This is a genomic window from Pseudomonas sp. Z4-7 (assembly GCF_051131965.1).
GTDB lineage: Bacteria > Pseudomonadota > Gammaproteobacteria > Pseudomonadales > Pseudomonadaceae > Aquipseudomonas.
The window spans coordinates 5,689,146-5,705,667 of the sequence record NZ_CP071642.1 but is presented as its reverse complement, the minus strand read 5'-3'; the positions used below and the strand labels follow the sequence as shown (position 1 = coordinate 5,705,667).

The 16,522-nt window shown below is 62.7% G+C and carries 14 protein-coding genes, 1 pseudogene and 1 riboswitch; of the genes and pseudogenes, 5 read left to right on the top strand and 10 right to left on the bottom strand.

Features of this window, described 5'->3' with window-relative positions:
• Nucleotides 1-208 precede the first annotated feature (208 nt).
• The 4 genes and pseudogenes from J3P91_RS25630 to ahcY form a co-directional block, all read right to left on the bottom strand.
• Nucleotides 209-2,083 carry a DEAD/DEAH box helicase gene (locus J3P91_RS25630; protein ID WP_434605228.1) on the bottom strand — a complete coding sequence of 625 codons (1,875 nt, stop codon included), beginning with the start codon at nucleotides 2,081-2,083 and terminating at the stop codon, nucleotides 209-211.
• A 231-nt stretch (nucleotides 2,084-2,314) separates the two neighbouring features.
• A pseudogene (locus J3P91_RS25625) lies at nucleotides 2,315-3,126 on the bottom strand (substrate-binding periplasmic protein); the annotation flags it as partial.
• A 134-nt stretch (nucleotides 3,127-3,260) separates the two neighbouring features.
• Entirely contained in the window at nucleotides 3,261-4,106 is an 846-nt protein-coding gene (metF, locus tag J3P91_RS25620) for a methylenetetrahydrofolate reductase [NAD(P)H] (protein WP_434602097.1), read from the bottom strand.
• Nucleotides 4,107-4,275: 169 nt separating this feature from the next.
• Nucleotides 4,276-5,685 (bottom strand): adenosylhomocysteinase, encoded by a 1,410-nt coding sequence (ahcY, locus tag J3P91_RS25615; RefSeq protein WP_434602096.1) that lies wholly within the window; start codon nucleotides 5,683-5,685, stop codon nucleotides 4,276-4,278.
• Nucleotides 5,686-5,708: 23 nt separating this feature from the next.
• Nucleotides 5,709-5,815: riboswitch (S-adenosyl-L-homocysteine riboswitch) on the bottom strand.
• Between the two features lie 189 nt (nucleotides 5,816-6,004).
• On the opposite strand from ahcY, the gene J3P91_RS25610 reads away from it, so the two are divergent.
• Together J3P91_RS25610 and J3P91_RS25605 are read left to right on the top strand one after the other, a co-directional pair.
• The gene (locus J3P91_RS25610) at nucleotides 6,005-6,406 is read left to right on the top strand and encodes an acyl-CoA thioesterase (RefSeq protein WP_030137870.1); all 402 of its coding nucleotides are present in this window, start codon (nucleotides 6,005-6,007) and stop codon (nucleotides 6,404-6,406) included.
• A gap of 187 nt (nucleotides 6,407-6,593) precedes the next feature.
• Nucleotides 6,594-7,478: a formate/nitrite transporter family protein gene (locus J3P91_RS25605; RefSeq protein WP_305498226.1), complete on the top strand. Its 885-nt coding sequence runs from the start codon at nucleotides 6,594-6,596 to the stop codon at nucleotides 7,476-7,478.
• Here J3P91_RS25605 and J3P91_RS25600 read toward each other — a convergent pair.
• The gene (locus tag J3P91_RS25600) at nucleotides 7,429-8,598 is read right to left on the bottom strand and encodes an MFS transporter (RefSeq protein ID WP_434602095.1); all 1,170 of its coding nucleotides are present in this window, start codon (nucleotides 8,596-8,598) and stop codon (nucleotides 7,429-7,431) included. The genes J3P91_RS25605 and J3P91_RS25600 overlap by 50 nt on opposite strands.
• Before the next feature lie 285 nt (nucleotides 8,599-8,883).
• Between J3P91_RS25600 and J3P91_RS25595 the strand changes: the two genes are divergently transcribed.
• Entirely contained in the window at nucleotides 8,884-9,267 is a 384-nt protein-coding gene (locus J3P91_RS25595) for an MAPEG family protein (protein WP_249877090.1), read from the top strand.
• Between the two features lie 134 nt (nucleotides 9,268-9,401).
• Here the strand turns inward: J3P91_RS25595 and mltA are convergent, their stop codons facing one another.
• On the bottom strand, nucleotides 9,402-10,589 hold the full coding sequence (gene mltA, locus J3P91_RS25590; RefSeq protein WP_434560362.1) for a murein transglycosylase A: 1,188 nt from the start codon (nucleotides 10,587-10,589) through the stop codon (nucleotides 9,402-9,404).
• Between the two features lie 122 nt (nucleotides 10,590-10,711).
• Here mltA and J3P91_RS25585 point away from each other — a divergent pair, with 122 nt between their 5' ends.
• Nucleotides 10,712-11,161, top strand: coding sequence for a c-type cytochrome (locus J3P91_RS25585; RefSeq protein ID WP_434560364.1), 450 nt, complete (start codon nucleotides 10,712-10,714; stop codon nucleotides 11,159-11,161).
• Between the two features lie 15 nt (nucleotides 11,162-11,176).
• On the opposite strand, the gene J3P91_RS25580 is transcribed toward J3P91_RS25585, so the two are convergent.
• Both J3P91_RS25580 and ligB read right to left on the bottom strand, forming a co-directional pair.
• On the bottom strand, nucleotides 11,177-11,572 hold the full coding sequence (locus J3P91_RS25580; RefSeq protein ID WP_434560366.1) for a DUF1090 domain-containing protein: 396 nt from the start codon (nucleotides 11,570-11,572) through the stop codon (nucleotides 11,177-11,179).
• Nucleotides 11,573-11,661: 89 nt separating this feature from the next.
• Complete coding sequence (gene ligB / locus J3P91_RS25575) at nucleotides 11,662-13,332, bottom strand: NAD-dependent DNA ligase LigB (protein ID WP_434602094.1); 1,671 nt, start codon at nucleotides 13,330-13,332, stop codon at nucleotides 11,662-11,664.
• A gap of 206 nt (nucleotides 13,333-13,538) precedes the next feature.
• Here ligB and J3P91_RS25570 point away from each other — a divergent pair, with 206 nt between their 5' ends.
• Complete coding sequence (locus J3P91_RS25570; protein ID WP_434560370.1) at nucleotides 13,539-14,159, top strand: LysE family translocator; 621 nt, start codon at nucleotides 13,539-13,541, stop codon at nucleotides 14,157-14,159.
• 134 nt (nucleotides 14,160-14,293) lie between these two features.
• Here the strand turns inward: J3P91_RS25570 and metK are convergent, their stop codons facing one another.
• A complete protein-coding gene (metK, locus tag J3P91_RS25565) occupies nucleotides 14,294-15,484 on the bottom strand; it encodes a methionine adenosyltransferase (RefSeq protein ID WP_030137860.1) in 1,191 nt (396 codons plus the stop codon).
• A gap of 19 nt (nucleotides 15,485-15,503) precedes the next feature.
• Nucleotides 15,504-16,499, bottom strand: a complete 996-nt coding sequence (locus tag J3P91_RS25560; protein WP_434560372.1) for an ArsR/SmtB family transcription factor — start codon at nucleotides 16,497-16,499, stop codon at nucleotides 15,504-15,506.
• Nucleotides 16,500-16,522 lie beyond the last annotated feature (23 nt).

The following is a 16,522-nucleotide window of genomic DNA, read 5'->3' as shown; positions in this document are numbered from 1 at the left end:
GCCAGGGGCGTTTTTTGTTGTGCGGATTTCGGCGACACAGATAACCCTGTGGGAGCGAGCTTGCTCGCGATGGCGTCAGTTCTGTCACATTGATGGTGACTGAGCCACCGCTATCGCGAGCAAGCTCGCTCCCACATTTGGAATTGCGTGGGGCCAAAAAAATGCCCCGGGTCGCGAGAACCGGAGCATTTTTCATGGCTTGGAAAACTCAGCGATTGCGTGTCAGCAAGGCCGGTTTTTCGCCGCGTGGACGGCTTGGCAATTGGTCCAACTGTTCAGGCGTCGGGAAACGATCGACTTTCGATTCCTTGTGCATGATTTTCGGCTGGTTGCCACGCGGGTTCTGCACGGCAGGTTCCTGACGAGGCTGGTCATCATCACGTGCCGGGCGGCGTGGACGGGACTCTTCGCGGCGGGCCTGGCCGTCACGCGGGGCGCCACTACGCGGACCGCTGCGCTTGCCTGGCGGAGTGCCGGTGGACGAGCCGTTGGTGTTGCGCGGTCCGTTCTGGCGACCCTGTGGCTGGCCACCGCGGGGTGCGCCGGCACCAGCGCCTGTTGCCGGGGCGCCCGGACGGCGACCGCGACCCTGGGCCGGTTTCTGCTGCGGCACGTAGTCCACGCGGTTACCGAAGTTATCGACATCGTCGTCGAGGAATTCGTCCGGGGCGCGGTCGGCGGCCGCGGCGCGAGGCGCAGGGCGTTGCTGCTCACGGGCCGGAGTGCCTTCGCGGGGCTTCTGCTCGCGGGCTGGGCGTTCGCCGCGACCGTTGCTGTTGCTGGCCGATTTTTCCTTGCCCTTGTCCTTGCCTTTGTCCTTACGACCGCCGCCACCACCGCCGCCATTCGGGCCGTCGCCGCGCGGGCCACGAGGATTACGCGGGTTGCGCACATCCGGACGCTCACGCACTTCAGGCTTCTCGGCCTCGATGGTGCTGGCATCAAAGCCCATCAGGTCGCCGTCAGGGATTTTCTGCTTGGTCATGCGCTCGATGCTTTTGAGCAACTTCTCTTCATCCGGCGCGACCAGGGAAATCGCCTCGCCCGAACGACCGGCCCGGCCGGTACGGCCGATACGGTGAACGTAATCTTCATCGACGTTCGGCAGCTCGAAGTTGACCACGTGAGGCAACTGGTCGATATCGAGGCCACGGGCGGCGATGTCGGTGGCTACAAGGATGCGCACTTCGCCGGCCTTGAAGTCGGCCAGGGCCTTGGTACGGGCGTTCTGGCTCTTGTTGCCGTGGATCGCCACAGCTGGCAGGCCGTGCTTGTCCAGGTATTCGGCCAGGCGATTGGCGCCGTGCTTGGTGCGGGTGAAGACCAGGACCTGTTCCCAGGCGCCCGTGGTGATCAGGTGGGCCAGCAGGGCACGCTTGTGGCTGGCCGGCAGGCGGAACACGCGCTGCTCGATGCGCTCGACCGTGGTGTTCGGCGGCGTGACTTCGATGCGTTCCGGGTTGTGCAGCAGCTTGCCGGCAAGGTCAGTGATGTCCTTGGAGAACGTCGCCGAGAACAGCAGGTTCTGGCGCTTGGCCGGCAGGCGGGCCAGCACTTTCTTCACGTCATGGACAAAACCCATGTCGAGCATGCGGTCGGCTTCGTCCAGCACGAGGATTTCCACGTGGGACAAGTCGACGCTGCCCTGGCCGGCCAGGTCCAGCAGGCGGCCGGGGCAGGCCACCAGGACATCGACGCCACGGGCCATGGCCTGGACCTGCGGGTTCATGCCGACGCCGCCGAAGATGCAGGCGCTGACGAACTTCAGGTCACGCGCGTAGACCTTGAAGCTCTCGTGGACCTGGGCCGCCAGTTCGCGGGTTGGGGTCAGGACCAGCACGCGGGGTTGGCGCGGGCCGTGACGCTGGGATTTGTCCGGGTGACCGTTGGGGAACAGCCGCTCCAGGATCGGAAGGGCGAAACCGCCGGTTTTACCAGTACCTGTCTGTGCGGCGACCATCAGGTCGCGACCTTGCAACACGGCGGGGATGGCCCGCTGTTGCACCGGGGTAGGCTGGGTGTAGCCGGCGGCTTCGATGGCGCCGACTAAAGCCTCGGAGAGACCGAGGGAAGCAAAGGACATGAGTAATCCTGTTTTTAGTGAGGGCCTGGCCCAATGGGATAGTCTTGCCTGGCGCAAATGACGGTCATTGGAAGACGTCATCCCGTCCGGTCCTGCCGGGTCTGGAAGACGGGTCCGGACAGGGCTCGCGCGGGCTGGAAGCTGCGCTGTAGCGGTGTCGGGATGCCTTTTGCAAGACCGGGCGTCCGGGCGTGAGCCTGGCGGGAAGGCCCGAGTATAACAGAGCAATCGCCGCGCGCCGCTTTCCTGCTGCTCAACGGTGTATTTCAGTGGGGCGCCGGGTCTTGCGGTGCCGCCTTGCCGGCCGGATCGGCACCATAGCGGGCGCTCAGCTCGGCATAGGCCGGTTCGCGCTTGAAGCGCTTGAGTTCAGCGCCGAAGCGCTGCACCAGCAAATCCATGCCGGCGCTGCGCCGTACCGCCAGGTATTGGCTTTGACGGCTCACGACCGTGGGATTTTCGCTGATCTGGTCACCCAGTTGCAGCGCCTTGAGCACATGCCGGCCCACTCGGCGGTCGGTGATGAGCAGGTCGATCCGGCCCAACTGCAACTTGCCGAAATTGGCTTCGTGGGTGGGCGCGGTTTCCCGCTTGAACCGGGTCGATTCCCTGAACGCCTGGCTGTACAGATAACCCGGAGACGTACCGACTGTCAGTCCGTCGAGCTCATCGAACGTGCGAAACGGATGGGGCCGGGCGTTGGCGTAGAACATCACGAACTCGACGTCCGACAGCGGTTCGCTCGGGTAGAGCAGCAGGGAGTCGCGCTCCTCGCTGCGAAAGATATCCAGTGCACCGTCTGCCAGCCCCTGTTCCAGCATCGCCAGGCAACGCTTCCATGGCAGGAACTGCCATTCGACATCAACGCCCAGACGCTTGAACACTATGGCGGTGGTTTCATAGTCCAGGCCCAGGGCCCTGCCGTTCTCCTCATAGACGTAGGGCGCCCAGGGTTCGGTGACGATGCGCAGCTTCTCGGCCCGGGCGCAAACGCTCAGGCACAGGAGTAACAGGACGGTCAGGAGTTGGGCAAAGACGGGCATTGCCTGAGGTTACGATGAGAGCTCATCAAATAGCTAGAGCGCTCTGGCTCGCGGGTTGGTTGCCCTTTGCCTGCAAGGCGCATGAAAAAGGCCCGGGTTTTCACCAGGGCCTTTGCGTACCGGCAGTTCAGTGCCTAGCGCGGCAGCTTGAGGTTGTTCCATACCGCGAGGCTCGGCTCGGCCTGGTTCAACGTGTAGAAGTGCAGGCCCGGCGCGCCACCTTGCAACAATCGTTCACACATCTGCGTGATGACCTCCTCGCCGAAGCGTTGGATGCTGGCCGTGTCGTCGCCGTAGGCTTCCAGTTGCTTGCGGATCCAGCGCGGGATTTGCGCGCCGCAAGCGTCGGAAAAACGCGCCAGTTTGCTGTAGTTGGTGATCGGCATGATGCCCGGTACCACCGGAATGTCGACACCCAGCTTGCGCACACGCTCGACGAAGTAGAAGTAGCTGTCGGCGTTGAAGAAATACTGGGTGATCGCGCTGTTGGCGCCGGCGTTGGCCTTGCGCACGAAATTGCTCAGGTCGTCTTCGAAATTGCGTGCTTGCGGATGCATTTCCGGATACGCGGCGATTTCAATATGAAAGTGCTCGCCGGTTTCCTGGCGGATGAACTCGACGAGCTCGTTGGCGTGGCGCAGTTCACCGCTGGCCATGCCCATGCCCGAGGGCAGGTCGCCGCGCAGGGCGACGATACGCTTGATGCCAGCGGCCTGGTATTGGGTCAGCAGGCTGCGCAGGTCATCCTTGCTGTCGCCCACGCAGGACAAGTGCGGAGCGGCCGGGACTTTGACTTCGCTTTCAAGCTGCAGCACGGTATTTATCGTGCGGTCACGGGTCGAACCGCCGGCGCCATAGGTGCAGGAGAAAAAATCAGGGTTGTAGCCTGCCAGCTGTCGGGCAGTGGCAATCAGTTTTTCATGCCCAGCATCGGTCTTCGTCGGGAAGAACTCGAAGCTGTAGCGACGTTCTTGGGACATGGTCATATCCTTGGAAACTCGTAGGCCGGTGAGGCGCTCGGGCTCTTTGTGGGAGCGAGCTCGCTCGCGATTGGCATCGCCTCGGTCCGGCAGCTGGACCGAGGTGTCTGCATCGCGAGCAGGCTCGCTCCCACAAAGGAGCCGGCTCCCGCAGGGGGAGCCGCGCCGATCAGTAGCGGTAGGCGTGCGGCTTGAACGGGCCTTCGACGGTCACGCCGATGTAGTCAGCCTGTTGCTTGGTCAGCTTGGTGACCACGCCGCCGAAACCGCGGACCATTTCCAGGGCCACTTCTTCGTCGAGCTTCTTCGGCAATACTTCCACCGTCAGGCGCTCGGCTTTCTGGGCCGGCGACAGGTCGGCGTATTTCTGGCCGAACAGGAAGATCTGGGCCAGGACCTGGTTGGCGAACGAACCGTCCATGATGCGGCTTGGGTGACCGGTGGCGTTGCCCAGGTTCACCAGGCGGCCTTCGGCCAGCAGGATCAGGTAATCATCGTTCTGCGGGTCGAAGCTGCCGGTACCGGTGCGGTGAACCTTGTGTACCTGTGGCTTCACTTCTTCCCACGCCCAGTTCTTGCGCATGAAAGCGGTGTCGATTTCATTGTCGAAGTGACCGATGTTGCAGACCACGGCGCGCTTCTTCAGGGCCTTGAGCATGTTGGCGTCGCAGACGTTGACGTTGCCGGTGGTGGTCACGATCAGGTCGATCTTGCCCAGCAGTGCCTTGTCGACGCTGGCTTCGGTGCCGTCGTTGTTGCCGTCGATGAACGGCGAAACCAGTTCGAAACCGTCCATGCAGGCCTGCATGGCGCAGATCGGATCGACTTCGGACACCTTGACGATCATGCCTTCCTGACGCAGGGACTGGGCCGAACCCTTGCCCACGTCACCGTAGCCGATCACCAGGGCCTGCTTGCCGGACAGCAAGTGGTCGGTGCCGCGCTTGATGGCGTCGTTAAGGCTGTGACGGCAACCGTACTTGTTGTCGTTCTTGCTCTTGGTCACCGAGTCGTTGACGTTGATGGCCGGGATCTTCAGCTCGCCCTTGGCCAGCATGTCCAGCAGGCGGTGGACGCCGGTGGTGGTTTCTTCGGTCACGCCGTGGACCTTGTCCAGCACGGCCGGGTATTTCTTGTGCAGCAGCTCGGTCAGGTCGCCGCCGTCGTCGAGGATCATGTTGGTGTCCCATGGCTGGCCATCCTTGAGGATGGTCTGCTCCAGGCACCACTCGTACTCTTGCTCGGTCTCGCCTTTCCAGGCGAAAACCGGGACGCCGGCAGCGGCGATCGCGGCAGCGGCCTGGTCCTGGGTCGAGAAAATGTTGCAGGACGACCAGCGCACTTCGGCACCCAGGGCAACCAGGGTTTCGATCAGCACGGCGGTCTGGATGGTCATGTGGATGCAGCCGAGGATTTTTGCGCCCTTCAATGGCTGTTCGCCAGAGTATTTGCGGCGCAGGCCCATCAGGGCCGGCATTTCGGATTCGGCGATGATGATTTCGCGACGGCCCCAGGCAGCCAGGGACATGTCGGCGACTTTGTAGTCGGTAAAAGCTGCAGGCGTGATAACAGCGCTCATGAAGAGCCTCCATTCGTAATGTATGCGAATGGGCGCCGTTGTGCGTTTAGTGCCAGTGCGGGGAACCCCGTACCAGCAACGCCCCATCCGAGCCTGACAGGTCGAGCCTGCTGCAGCGCCCCTCGGACAGGTGGCGGGAACGACCCAAAGCGTGGGCCGATGAAACGGGGGCGATTATAACGGGCTAAGCGGATCTTCCAAAGGGTTTCTGTCGGCAAATCAAAAATGCCGATGATCGTCATAGGGGCGGCGACGTAGAGCCTGCCCGCCGGGTCTGCCATGATGCGGGCATTCATCGGCCAGACGCTCAGGAGTGAACATGAATTTCCACACCCGCAAATGGGTCAAGCCCGAAGACCTCAACCCCAACGGCACGCTGTTCGGTGGCAGCCTGCTGCGCTGGATCGACGAAGAGGCGGCGATCTATGCCATCGTCCAGCTCGGTAACCAGCGTGTGGTCACCAAATACATCTCCGAAATCAACTTTGTCAGCGCCTCGCGCCAGGGCGACATCATCGAACTGGGTATCACCGCCACCGAGTTCGGCCGCACGTCCATCACCCTGACCTGCGAAGTGCGCAACAAGATCACTCGCAAGAGCATCCTGACGGTGGAAAAGATGGTTTTCGTCAACCTCGGCGAAGACGGCTTGCCCGCGCCCCATGGCCGGACCGAGATCAAGTACGTCAAGGATCAGTTCAAGGACGATACCGTCGAATAGGGTCGGCGTTGTGTTCTTCGCGAGCAGGCTCGCTCCCACATTGGATTAGTCCCCACCGCCGGTTCCTCTGTGGGAGCGAGCCTGCTCGCGAAGGCGGCATTACCGGCGCCGGTCATTTCCTGGCACCACTGAACAGCTCCGAGCGCCGCATGTCGTAGGTACATCACGCCACCGGTTCAGGAGCTGTATGGACACTCATAAAGACGGCAAGACCCCTGACCTCTCGGCAGAGGAGCAGCACGAGGTCGACCGCAACCAGCCGCCACGGGCGGCGGTATTGCATGAAATCATTCGCACCCAGGGTGATCAGGAGCTGGAGCGCAGTGTCGCCGCCCTGTGGTGGTCGGCCCTGGCGGCCGGTTTGACGATGGGCTTGTCGCTGATGGCGATGGGGCTGCTCAACTCCCGGTTGCCGGACCATGAAGGCTTCAAGGTCATCGCCAGTTTTGGCTACTGCGCCGGCTTCCTGGCCGTGATCCTCGCGCGGCAGCAGTTATTCACCGAAAACACCCTGACGGCGGTGCTGCCGATCATGAGCAAACCCACGCTGGGCAACTTCGGCCGGTTGTTCCGGTTATGGGGCGTGGTGCTGGTGGGCAACCTGTGCGGCACCTTGCTGGTGGCCTATGTGATGCTGCACCTGCCGATCTTTGACCGGCGCACCGACCTGGCCTTTCTGGAGATTGGCCGCAAGGTGATGGAGAACGACGCCGGCCAGATGTTCGCCAAAGGCATCATTTCCGGCTGGATGATCGCAACCATGGTGTGGATGATCCCCTCCATGGAGAACGCCAAGATGTGGATCATTGTCCTCATCACCTACCTCATGGCGCTCGGGGATTTCACCCACATCGTCGTGGGATCGGCCGAGGTGTCTTACCTGGTGTTTGCCGGGCAGCTGTCGTGGGAGGACTTCTGGATGGTGTTCGCCGCGCCGACCCTGGCGGGAAACATCATCGGCGGCAGCTTCATCTTTGCTCTGATCAGCCACGCCCAGGTGCGCAGCGAAACCAATACGCCCCTCAGTCGGCAAGGTCTGCCGCCGCGCCGACGTGACGTTGCCGATAAATGAAGTAAAGCGCGGTCAGTACGGTGAGCCCGCCGACCAGGGCGCCGGTCCACGGCAAATCGGCGAGGTCGGCGCCGCTGGCGACCACCAGGCCGCCGATCCAGGCGCCGGCCGCGTTGCCCAGGTTGAAGGCGCTCTGGTTCAGGGTCGAGCCCAGGTTGGGGGCTTCGTGGGCCTGGTCGATGATCAGCAATTGCAGGATCGGGCACAGGGCGAACGCAAAGACGCCCCACAACACCAGGGTGATCGCCGCCGGAATCACCGATTGGCTGGTCTGGCTGAACGCGGCGAGCACCAGCACCACGGCCAGCGCCATGCCCACCAGGGACGGCAGCAAGCGCCGGTCAGCCAGGCGTCCGCCCAGGAAACTCCCCGCCGTCAGGCCCACGCCGAATAACAACAGCATGACGGTGATGCCGTGGGGACTCACGCCAGTGATGTCCTGCAGGATCGGTGCGATGTAAGTGAACACGCTGAACAGGCTGGTCGAAGCCAGCACGCTCATGCCCAGCGCCAGCAGCACATTGGCCTTGCCCAGCACCTTGAACTCACTGGCGAGGTTGGCCTTGTCCATGGGAATTTCCTTGGGCAGCCACACCCATTGGGCGATGGCTGCAATCACGCCGATGACCGCTACCGCCCAGAACGTCGATCGCCAGCCGGCGTATTGACCCAAGGCCGTGCCCAGCGGCACGCCCAGCACATTCGCCAGGGTCAGGCCGGTGAACATCATTGCAATCGCCTGGGCCCGTTTGTTCGGTGCTACCAGCCCGGCGGCCACCACCGACCCGATGCCAAAAAATGCCCCGTGACAGAGCGCGGTGATGACTCGGGCAGCCATCAGCGTGACGTAGTTCGGCGCGAGGGCGCAGAGCACGTTGCCGAGAATGAACATCAGCGTCATGCCCAGCAGCGTGGCCTTGCGCGGCATGTTCGCGGTGCCGATCGCCAGGATCGGTGCGCCGAATACCACCCCCAGCGCATAGCCGGTAATCAGCAGCCCGGCGTGGGGAATGCTTACGGCCAGGTCACGGGCGACATCGGGCAACAGCCCCATGATGACAAATTCAGTCGTGCCGATGCCGAAAGCGGCGACGGCCAAAGCAAGCAAGGCGAGTGGCATGCGCAAGGTCTCTGTCTGTAGTCTTGACGCTCTGATCAGGCATACGCATGCCGATGCCTTGGTTCGAATGAACGGGCAGCAGCAGAATTATTGGAATTGATCTATGCGCAACTGAGTGCGGCGTGGTCGGGTGCAGTATAACGGTGGTGGTGCTTTTCGGCATGCGCTAGCTGAAAGAACCTTTCGGCCGGCCGCGACTCTTAGCCTGCGGGCTGGCATGCTGTGATGAAGCTCTGGCGCTGCTTGACGCTCGATTCTCGATAAAACTCAATAAGGAAATGCGGTATGACGGTAGCCCTGTGGTGCGTTTTGATTGCTTTTATCCTGCCTTACCTGTGTATCGGCATCGCTAAGGCCGGCGGCAGATACAGATTGCAAGATAACCACGACCCCCGGGATTTTCTCGACTCGCTCGAAGGCGCTCCCCGCCGTGCCTACGCCGCGCAATTGAACAGCTTTGAAATCGCCCCGTTTTTTGCCGCCGCCGTGATCGTCGCGCACCTGGCCGGCAATGCCGAACTGGTCACCATCAATGTGCTGGCGGTGCTGTTCATCACCAGTCGCCTGCTCTACATCATTTGCTACCTGGCGGACTGGGCGATCCTGCGTTCGCTGGTGTGGTTCGTGGGGGTAGGGTTGGTACTGAGTTTCTTCTTTGTTTCGGTCTGAGGCTGTTTGTTGAATATTTGATATTTGTGCGGGCCTCTTCGCGAGCAGGCTCGCTCCCACAGTGGATCCCAGTGAATCCGGATCCCATGTTGGAGCGAGCCTGCTCGCGAAGGGATTGCACTATCAGCTCATTCTCAAGGATTGGCGCTGACCGCATTCGCCACCTGTGGCACTTGCGGCAGTGCCATGCCCTTGGGCCACAACATCCAGATCTGACCTTGCTGTTTCATGTCTCCGGCCAGTTGCCCGGCCGCGTCCCCGGTGCCCCAGAACAGATCCGCTCGGACTTCGCCAGAGATCGCGCCCCCTGTGTCCTGGGCGGCGACGGGACGGTTCAGGGCGCTGCCATCGGGGCGAGTCGTCGACAGCCACAGCAGGCTGCCCAACGGAATCACCTTGCGATCCACCGCCACGCTGTAGCCGGCGGTAAGCGGTACATTCAACGAGCCTCGCGGGCCTTCGTTGCTGTCGGGGTTGCGGTTGAAAAACACATAGCTGGGGTTGCTGCCCAGCAACTCGGGGATCCGCTCCGGATGGGCCTTGGCCCAGGCACTGATGGTGCCCATGGTCACGTCTTCTTTTTTCAGCTCGCCCTGTTCCACCAGCCAGCGGCCGATGGGCCGGTAGGGGTGGCCATTCTGGTCGGCATAACCGATGCGCAACTGGCGGCCGTCATCGAGCCGGATGCGTCCCGAACCCTGGATCTGCAGGAATTGCAGGTTCATCGGGTCGGTGAGCCAGGCGATGACCGGCGCCTTCACGCCGTTGGCCTCGATGGTGCTGGCGTCGTCGTAGGGTTTCAGCACGCGGCCTTCGAGACGCCCGCGCAGGCGCTTGCCCTTGAGCTCCGGGTAGAGGCTGTCCAGCGCCACGACGATCATGTCTTCAGGCACACCGTAGACCGGGATATTCGCCGTGGCGGTCTGCGTGAGGCTGCCGGGATAGACCGGCTCGTAGTAGCCGGTAATCAGGCCGTTGGGGCTGTTTTCGCCCGAGCGCAGGCCATAGACGTCGAGGTTCTGTTTCAGGAAATTGCGTACAGCCGCGGCGGTTTGCGGCACATTGGCCGCCGCCGCGCAGGTCGGCCCCCAGGCCGCATCGGCCTTGAGGCGGGTGCAGGCGCTGCGCCAGGCGCCGAAGCCGGCCAGCAGGTCTTCATCGGCTACCGACGGAAGTGCCTCCCAGGGCGCGCTGACGTAGGTGGCGAGGGCATGAGTCTGAGGCTCCTCGACCTTTTCGCCGCGGTTGCAGCCGGCCAGCAGTGCAATCAGCGGTAAGGTCAACGCCAGGCCCGTGCGCCAGGACTTGAAGCGGCTGTTCATGATATTTCCTTTGCGGTCGTCCAGGCGCTGTCATGCGCCTGGCACCCGTATTGTTGATAGGGCCATTGGTGTTTTCCGACGACCCGGGGATACTAGCGGTCGTTTTCTGTCCAGAGGCCAAAATGTTTGTAAGACGATTTTCCATGGCAGTGCTGGCCTGCCTGATGCTGTCCGCCTGTGGTGGTGTCGATCCCAACTCGCCATTGGGCCAGCGCAAGACGATTTTCAAGCAGATGCTCAAGACCAACGAAGAGTTGGGTGGCATGTTGCGTGGTCGTGTCCCGTTCGATGGCGCGCGTTTCGCCGAAGGCGCGGTGCAACTGGATCAACTTTCCCATGAACCGTGGAAACATTTTCCGCAGGTGCGTGAGCAGGATCACACCAGTGCCCGGGACGAAGTCTGGCAGAAGCAGGCGCGTTTCCAGGAACTGGCCCGCAGTCTCGAAGCGGCGACCGCCGAGTTGGTGACCGCCAGTCGGGTCCAGCCCTACCGGGCCAGTAACCTGGGGCCGGCGGTGCAGAAGGTCGAGGATGCGTGCAGTGCCTGTCATAAGGAATTCCGGGACTATTGAAACCCATCCCGGTGCTTATTTATCCAGCTCGTCCACCGCTTCCTGCAGCTCCTTGCGGGACGCCGCCAACTTGTCCTTGCGCTTGTTGATTCTCTCCGCGTCGCCTTTTTTCATGGCCTTTTCCAGGTCGGCCTGACGGCGACTGACTTCATGCTTGGCCTCCAGCACCTTGTTTTCACGCTCCTTGCGCAGGGAAGCATCGGTGCAGTGGGTGGTGACTTCGGCCAGGGCTGTTTCCAGCCCGGCCTGCTGGTCCTGATTGCCTCGGGACCTGGCCAGTTCGATCTGGTTGATGATGCCTTGGCGCTTGGCTGCGCAACCGGTCAGTTCCGGGCTCTGTTCATCCGCCATCAAGGGGGCGGCCATGGCACCGCATAAGGCCAGCAGGGCAACGGGGTACAGGAAATTCATAGCAACTCCGTATAAAAACTCACGAGCGGTCGGGACAGATGCGCAGTTGGAGCGCCTCCCGTCTCTTGGGTTCAACCGCACGGGCCGGACTAGAAGCCATCGACCCCTGCGGTGCGTAATGTTTCACTCAAGGCCAGTACCTGCGGGTCGCGAAAAAAAGCGCTCAGTTGCGCGGCGCGTCCCGGCCCGATACCCGTTTCGGCTTGCCATTGTTCAGTGTCGCGTTCAGCCAGGACCTCCCAGCGCTCCTCGAGCCTTGCCCCTCCGGTGGGCGGTACGCCAAGCGCCTTGAGCCATTGACGGAATGGGCGCTGCCGGGCGCTGTCCAGGCTGGCGAGCAGACGGGCGCTGTTGCGTTCGCCGAAACCGGCAATGTTAGCAAGCTCGGCGGCATCAAGGGTCAACCAATCCAGCAATCCGTCCAGCTGGCCGGCGGCCAGCAGTTGCTCCCAGGTGCCGGGGCCAACATGGGGCAGGGCGAGCCCGTGCTTGCCGCTGAGCCAGTTCAGGCGCGCGAGGAACTGGCTTTCACAGCCAGGCGTCGGTTGCCAGCAGCTCAAGAAGTGATGATCGGCAGCGGCGGGGATGTCGAGGCTCTGGCGTTCGACACTTCGCAGCACGACACTGTCGAGCCGCGGAATGGTCAACCCGGCCAGGCTGATGGCGACCTGGTCGCCGGGGCGGATATCCATGCCTTCCCAGCGCTTGAGTGAGCTGACGCTTACCCGGCGAATCTTGCGGTCGTCGAGCATCACCGGCGCAAGCTCCAGCACCGGCGTAATACGCCCGGTGCGGCCGATCTTGAAACGCACATCGCGCACCTCGGCCAGCGCCTGGGCGTGTGGGTATTTCCATGCCACGCTCCAGGAGGGCGCCCGGGCTCGCCAGCGATCGGCGGACGGGCGACGACTCTGGCGCAAGACGACCCCGTCGCTGGCGAACGGCAGCGGCGTGCGGTACCAGTGGTTGCGCCAGTGTTGCGCATCGGCCAATGCCTGGATGGGCTGGCTATAAACGGTCGCATCGGCGAAACCCAGCTCTTTCAGCTCGGCAATCCGTTCAGGCAGGGTCGCCGGCCCTTCCGGCCACTCCCACACGAACAGGCCGATGCCAGACGCCTGTTCCGCGCTCAGGTCCTTGCGGGCCATCAATCCCGCCACGATTGATCGGGCGTTAAGGCTGCCGCTGACGGCCTGTACGTGATCGTCGAGCCGCCAGTAGAGCTCGCCCTGAACGAGCAGGTCCGCAGGTTCGCGCAACCGTTGGGGGATGTCGCGGATCTTTCGTGCAGTGTTGGTCCAGTCATGTCCCTGGATGCCATCGCCGCGGCTGATCGCCTGGTGCAGGTGTCCACCGCGATAAACCAGGGTAACCGCTACGCCATCGACTTTCGGCTGGGCCCAGACGTCGTCGCGACTGTCCAACCAGCTGCGCACGGCATCGGCGTCCTTGAGTTTATCCAGGCCGGTATGAGCGATCGGGTGGGGGACTTTCCCGCCAGCGGAGCGCAAGGGCGTGCCTGGCGACCCGAGGCCAAGGCAGTTGCGCCAATATTCCAGTTGCGCTCGGGACTGATCGTAAAGCTCATCGGCCACCAAGGAGTGGCCGAGGCGGTGATAGGCATCGTCCCAGTCATCGATCTGTTGCTGGAGGACGTCGACCTGTGCCTGGACGCCTTCGGTTGGCCCACTCGGGCAGGGGGCCGCGAGGACGGGCATGGTCAGTAAAAAGCCTACAAGTGCACGCAGTAACGACAGCATCGAAGCATCCTTGCCAGGTGAAGTACTGGAAGGCTAGTCAGTGTTGCAAAAGGCGCGAGGTCCAGTGCGTTACCGGGTTTTGCCAAGCACGATGGCGAAGCTGTGGCGGTACAGTCGGGAGCGATTTGCCCGGGCAACTGTGCCTTGAACGCGTCACTGAGCGGTGCAGAATGGACGCTCGATCCGCTCTGCCAGGAGTGCAACCGATGGACCTGACCACGCTCGCGGTCTTTATCCCGGCCTGCTTTGCGCTGAACATGGCGCCGGGCCCGAACAACCTGCTGTCGATCAGCAACGCCTCGCGCTATGGTTTCGTTCGCGCCTGCAGCGGTGGCATCGGCCGCCTGCTGGCGTTTGCGATCATGATTGCCCTGGCGGCGGTGGGGCTGACGGCGGTGCTGCATACCTCGGAGCTGTTGTTCCTGGGCATCAAGCTCGTCGGTGCCGGTTATCTCTTTTATCTCGCTGTGCAGTTGTGGCGTGCGCAACCTGAAGCCGCCGGCGAGGCAGAGGCCAGTTCGATGAGCATGGCCAGCCTGGCGCGCCAGGAGTTCCTGGTGGCGATCGGCAATCCGAAGGCAATCCTGCTTTTTACCGCTTTCCTGCCACAGTTCGTTGACCGCGCGGGCACCGTCACCCAGCAGTTCGCGGTGCTGGGCGGGCTGTTCCTGGCATTGGAATGCGTTGCCATTGGCTTGTATTGCTACATGGGTATTTATGCCCGGCGGCTGTTCGCCCGGCCGAGTGGCAAGCGGTTGTTCAACCGAATGTGCGCGGGGTTACTGGCGAGCGCGGCTTCGTTTTTGTTGGTGGCGCGGCGGACTTGAACAGCTTGATACACCCTGCGGTTTGAAGGGGGGCGCTTCGCACCCCAGCGGGAGCAAGCTCCCTCGCCACGAAGGCGTAAAAAAAAAGCCCCTGGCGACTCAGTCGCCAGGGGCTTTTTCAATGCGGCGGGGTGTTACAGGCCAGCAGCGGCGCGCAGGGCGTCGGCGCGGTCGGTTTTTTCCCAGGTGAACGTGGTGAAGGTGTCGTCGCCCACGGTCTTGGTCTGCGGCGTGCGACCGAAATGGCCGTAGGCTGCGGTGTCCTGGTACATCGGGTGCAGCAGGTCGAGCATGGTGGTGATCGCGTATGGACGCAGGTCGAACACTTCACGCACCAGCTGGATGATCTTGTCGTCGCCAATCTTGCCGGTACCGAAGGTGTTCAGCGAAATCGACGTAGGCTGGGCGACGCCGATGGCGTAGGAAACCTGGATCTCGCAACGCTCGGCCAGGCCGGCGGCAACGATGTTCTTGGCGACATAACGACCGGCGTACGCCGCCGAGCGGTCAACCTTGGACGGATCCTTGCCGGAGAACGCGCCGCCGCCGTGACGGGCCATGCCGCCGTAGCTGTCGACGATGATCTTGCGACCGGTCAGGCCGCAGTCGCCCACTGGGCCGCCGATGATGAACTGGCCGGTCGGGTTGATGTGGAACTGGGTGTCCTTGGACAGCAGTTCGGCAGGCAGCACGTGCTTGACGATCAGCTCCATCACGCCTTCGCGCAGGTCCTTGTAGGACACTTCCGGGTTGTGCTGGGTCGACAGCACGACCGCGTCGATGCCGACGACCTTGCCGCCTTCATAACGGCAAGTCACTTGCGACTTGGCGTCCGGGCGCAGCCAAGGCAGCAGGCCGGATTTGCGCGCTTCAGCCTGGCGCTGGACCAGCTGGTGCGAAAAGGTGATCGGTGCCGGCATCAGTACGTCGGTTTCGTTGCTGGCGTAGCCGAACATCAGGCCCTGGTCGCCAGCGCCCTGGTCTTCCGGCTTGGCGCGGTCAACGCCCTGGTTGATGTCCGGGGACTGCTTGCCGATGATGTTCATCACGCCGCAGGTCGCGCCGTCGAAGCCGACGTCGGAGCTGTTGTAGCCGATGCCCAGGATTACGTCGCGAACGATCTGTTCCAGGTCGACCCAGGCGGAAGTGGTAACTTCGCCGGCGATGATCGCCACGCCCGTTTTCACCAGAGTCTCGCACGCCACGCGGGCGAACTTGTCTTCAGCAATGATGGCGTCCAGCACCGCATCAGAAATCTGGTCGGCGATTTTGTCCGGATGCCCTTCAGACACGGACTCGGAGGTGAAAAGGGAGTATTCGCTCATCTCGATGTTTTCCTACAAGTTACCGATGGTGAGTGTCGCCAGCCGGTCGCTGAAAATGGCGAACCTGGATCTGGAAACCATTACGTAAGCCTACATAGAGGCTTTCCCCGGGCACGAGGCCCGCAGCGGTGGCCCAACGGGCCAGATCGTCCTGTTCAAACCCCAGCCAGAGATCACCGCAGGCCTCCTTGGCCCAACTCTGGTTGTGGCTGCATAACTCTGTCACCAACAGGCTACCGCCCGGTTGCAGCAGGTTGGCCATGTGCTTGAGTGCATCGGCCGGCGCGGCAAAATGGTGAAGCACCATGTTCAATACAACACAGTCGGCCTGCAGGCTCACACCGTTCAGCGCGTCGGCCAGTTGCAGGCGGACATTAGCCAGGGACTCACGTTCGCACACCTGGCGGGCCAGTTCGAGCATCGCCGGGCTGTTGTCCAGCGCGGTCACCTGGCTGAAGCGCCTCGCCAGTTCCGGCAGGAATGCACCGTCACCGGGGCCGACTTCCATCGCTGTGGCGGTGGGCTCGAAGCTCAGCTTGTCCAGCAGCGCCACGACGCTGTCACGGTATTGCGGCAGTCCTGCGATCAGGTCCTGCTGGGCGCGGAATTTCTCCGCCACCCGGGCGAAAAAGTCCTGGCTGGCGGCGGCTCGTTGCCCGTGTACCTGGGCGATGCGGGCTTGCACGTCCAGCGGCAAGTCCAGTTCGTCCACCTCTTCAAGCAGCGCTGCGTGCAGCTTGCCGCCCAGCAGTTCGGTGTGGGGCAGGGCACGGCGGTAGAAGATGGCGTTGCCTTCACGGCGCGTCGCCACCAGGTCGGCCTGGGCCAGCACCTTCAAATGGTGGCTCATGCCGGACTGGCCGATGCCGAAGATCTGCGCCAGTTCCAGAACGCCGAACGAGTCGTTGGCCAGGGCGCGCAATACATTGAGCCGCAACGGATCGCCACCGGCCTTGCAAAGGGCCGCCAGCTCATCGCAATCGTCATGGCGAATGGAAGGCACGCGTAAATTCATGGGCGGCAGTCTAGTGACGGGTC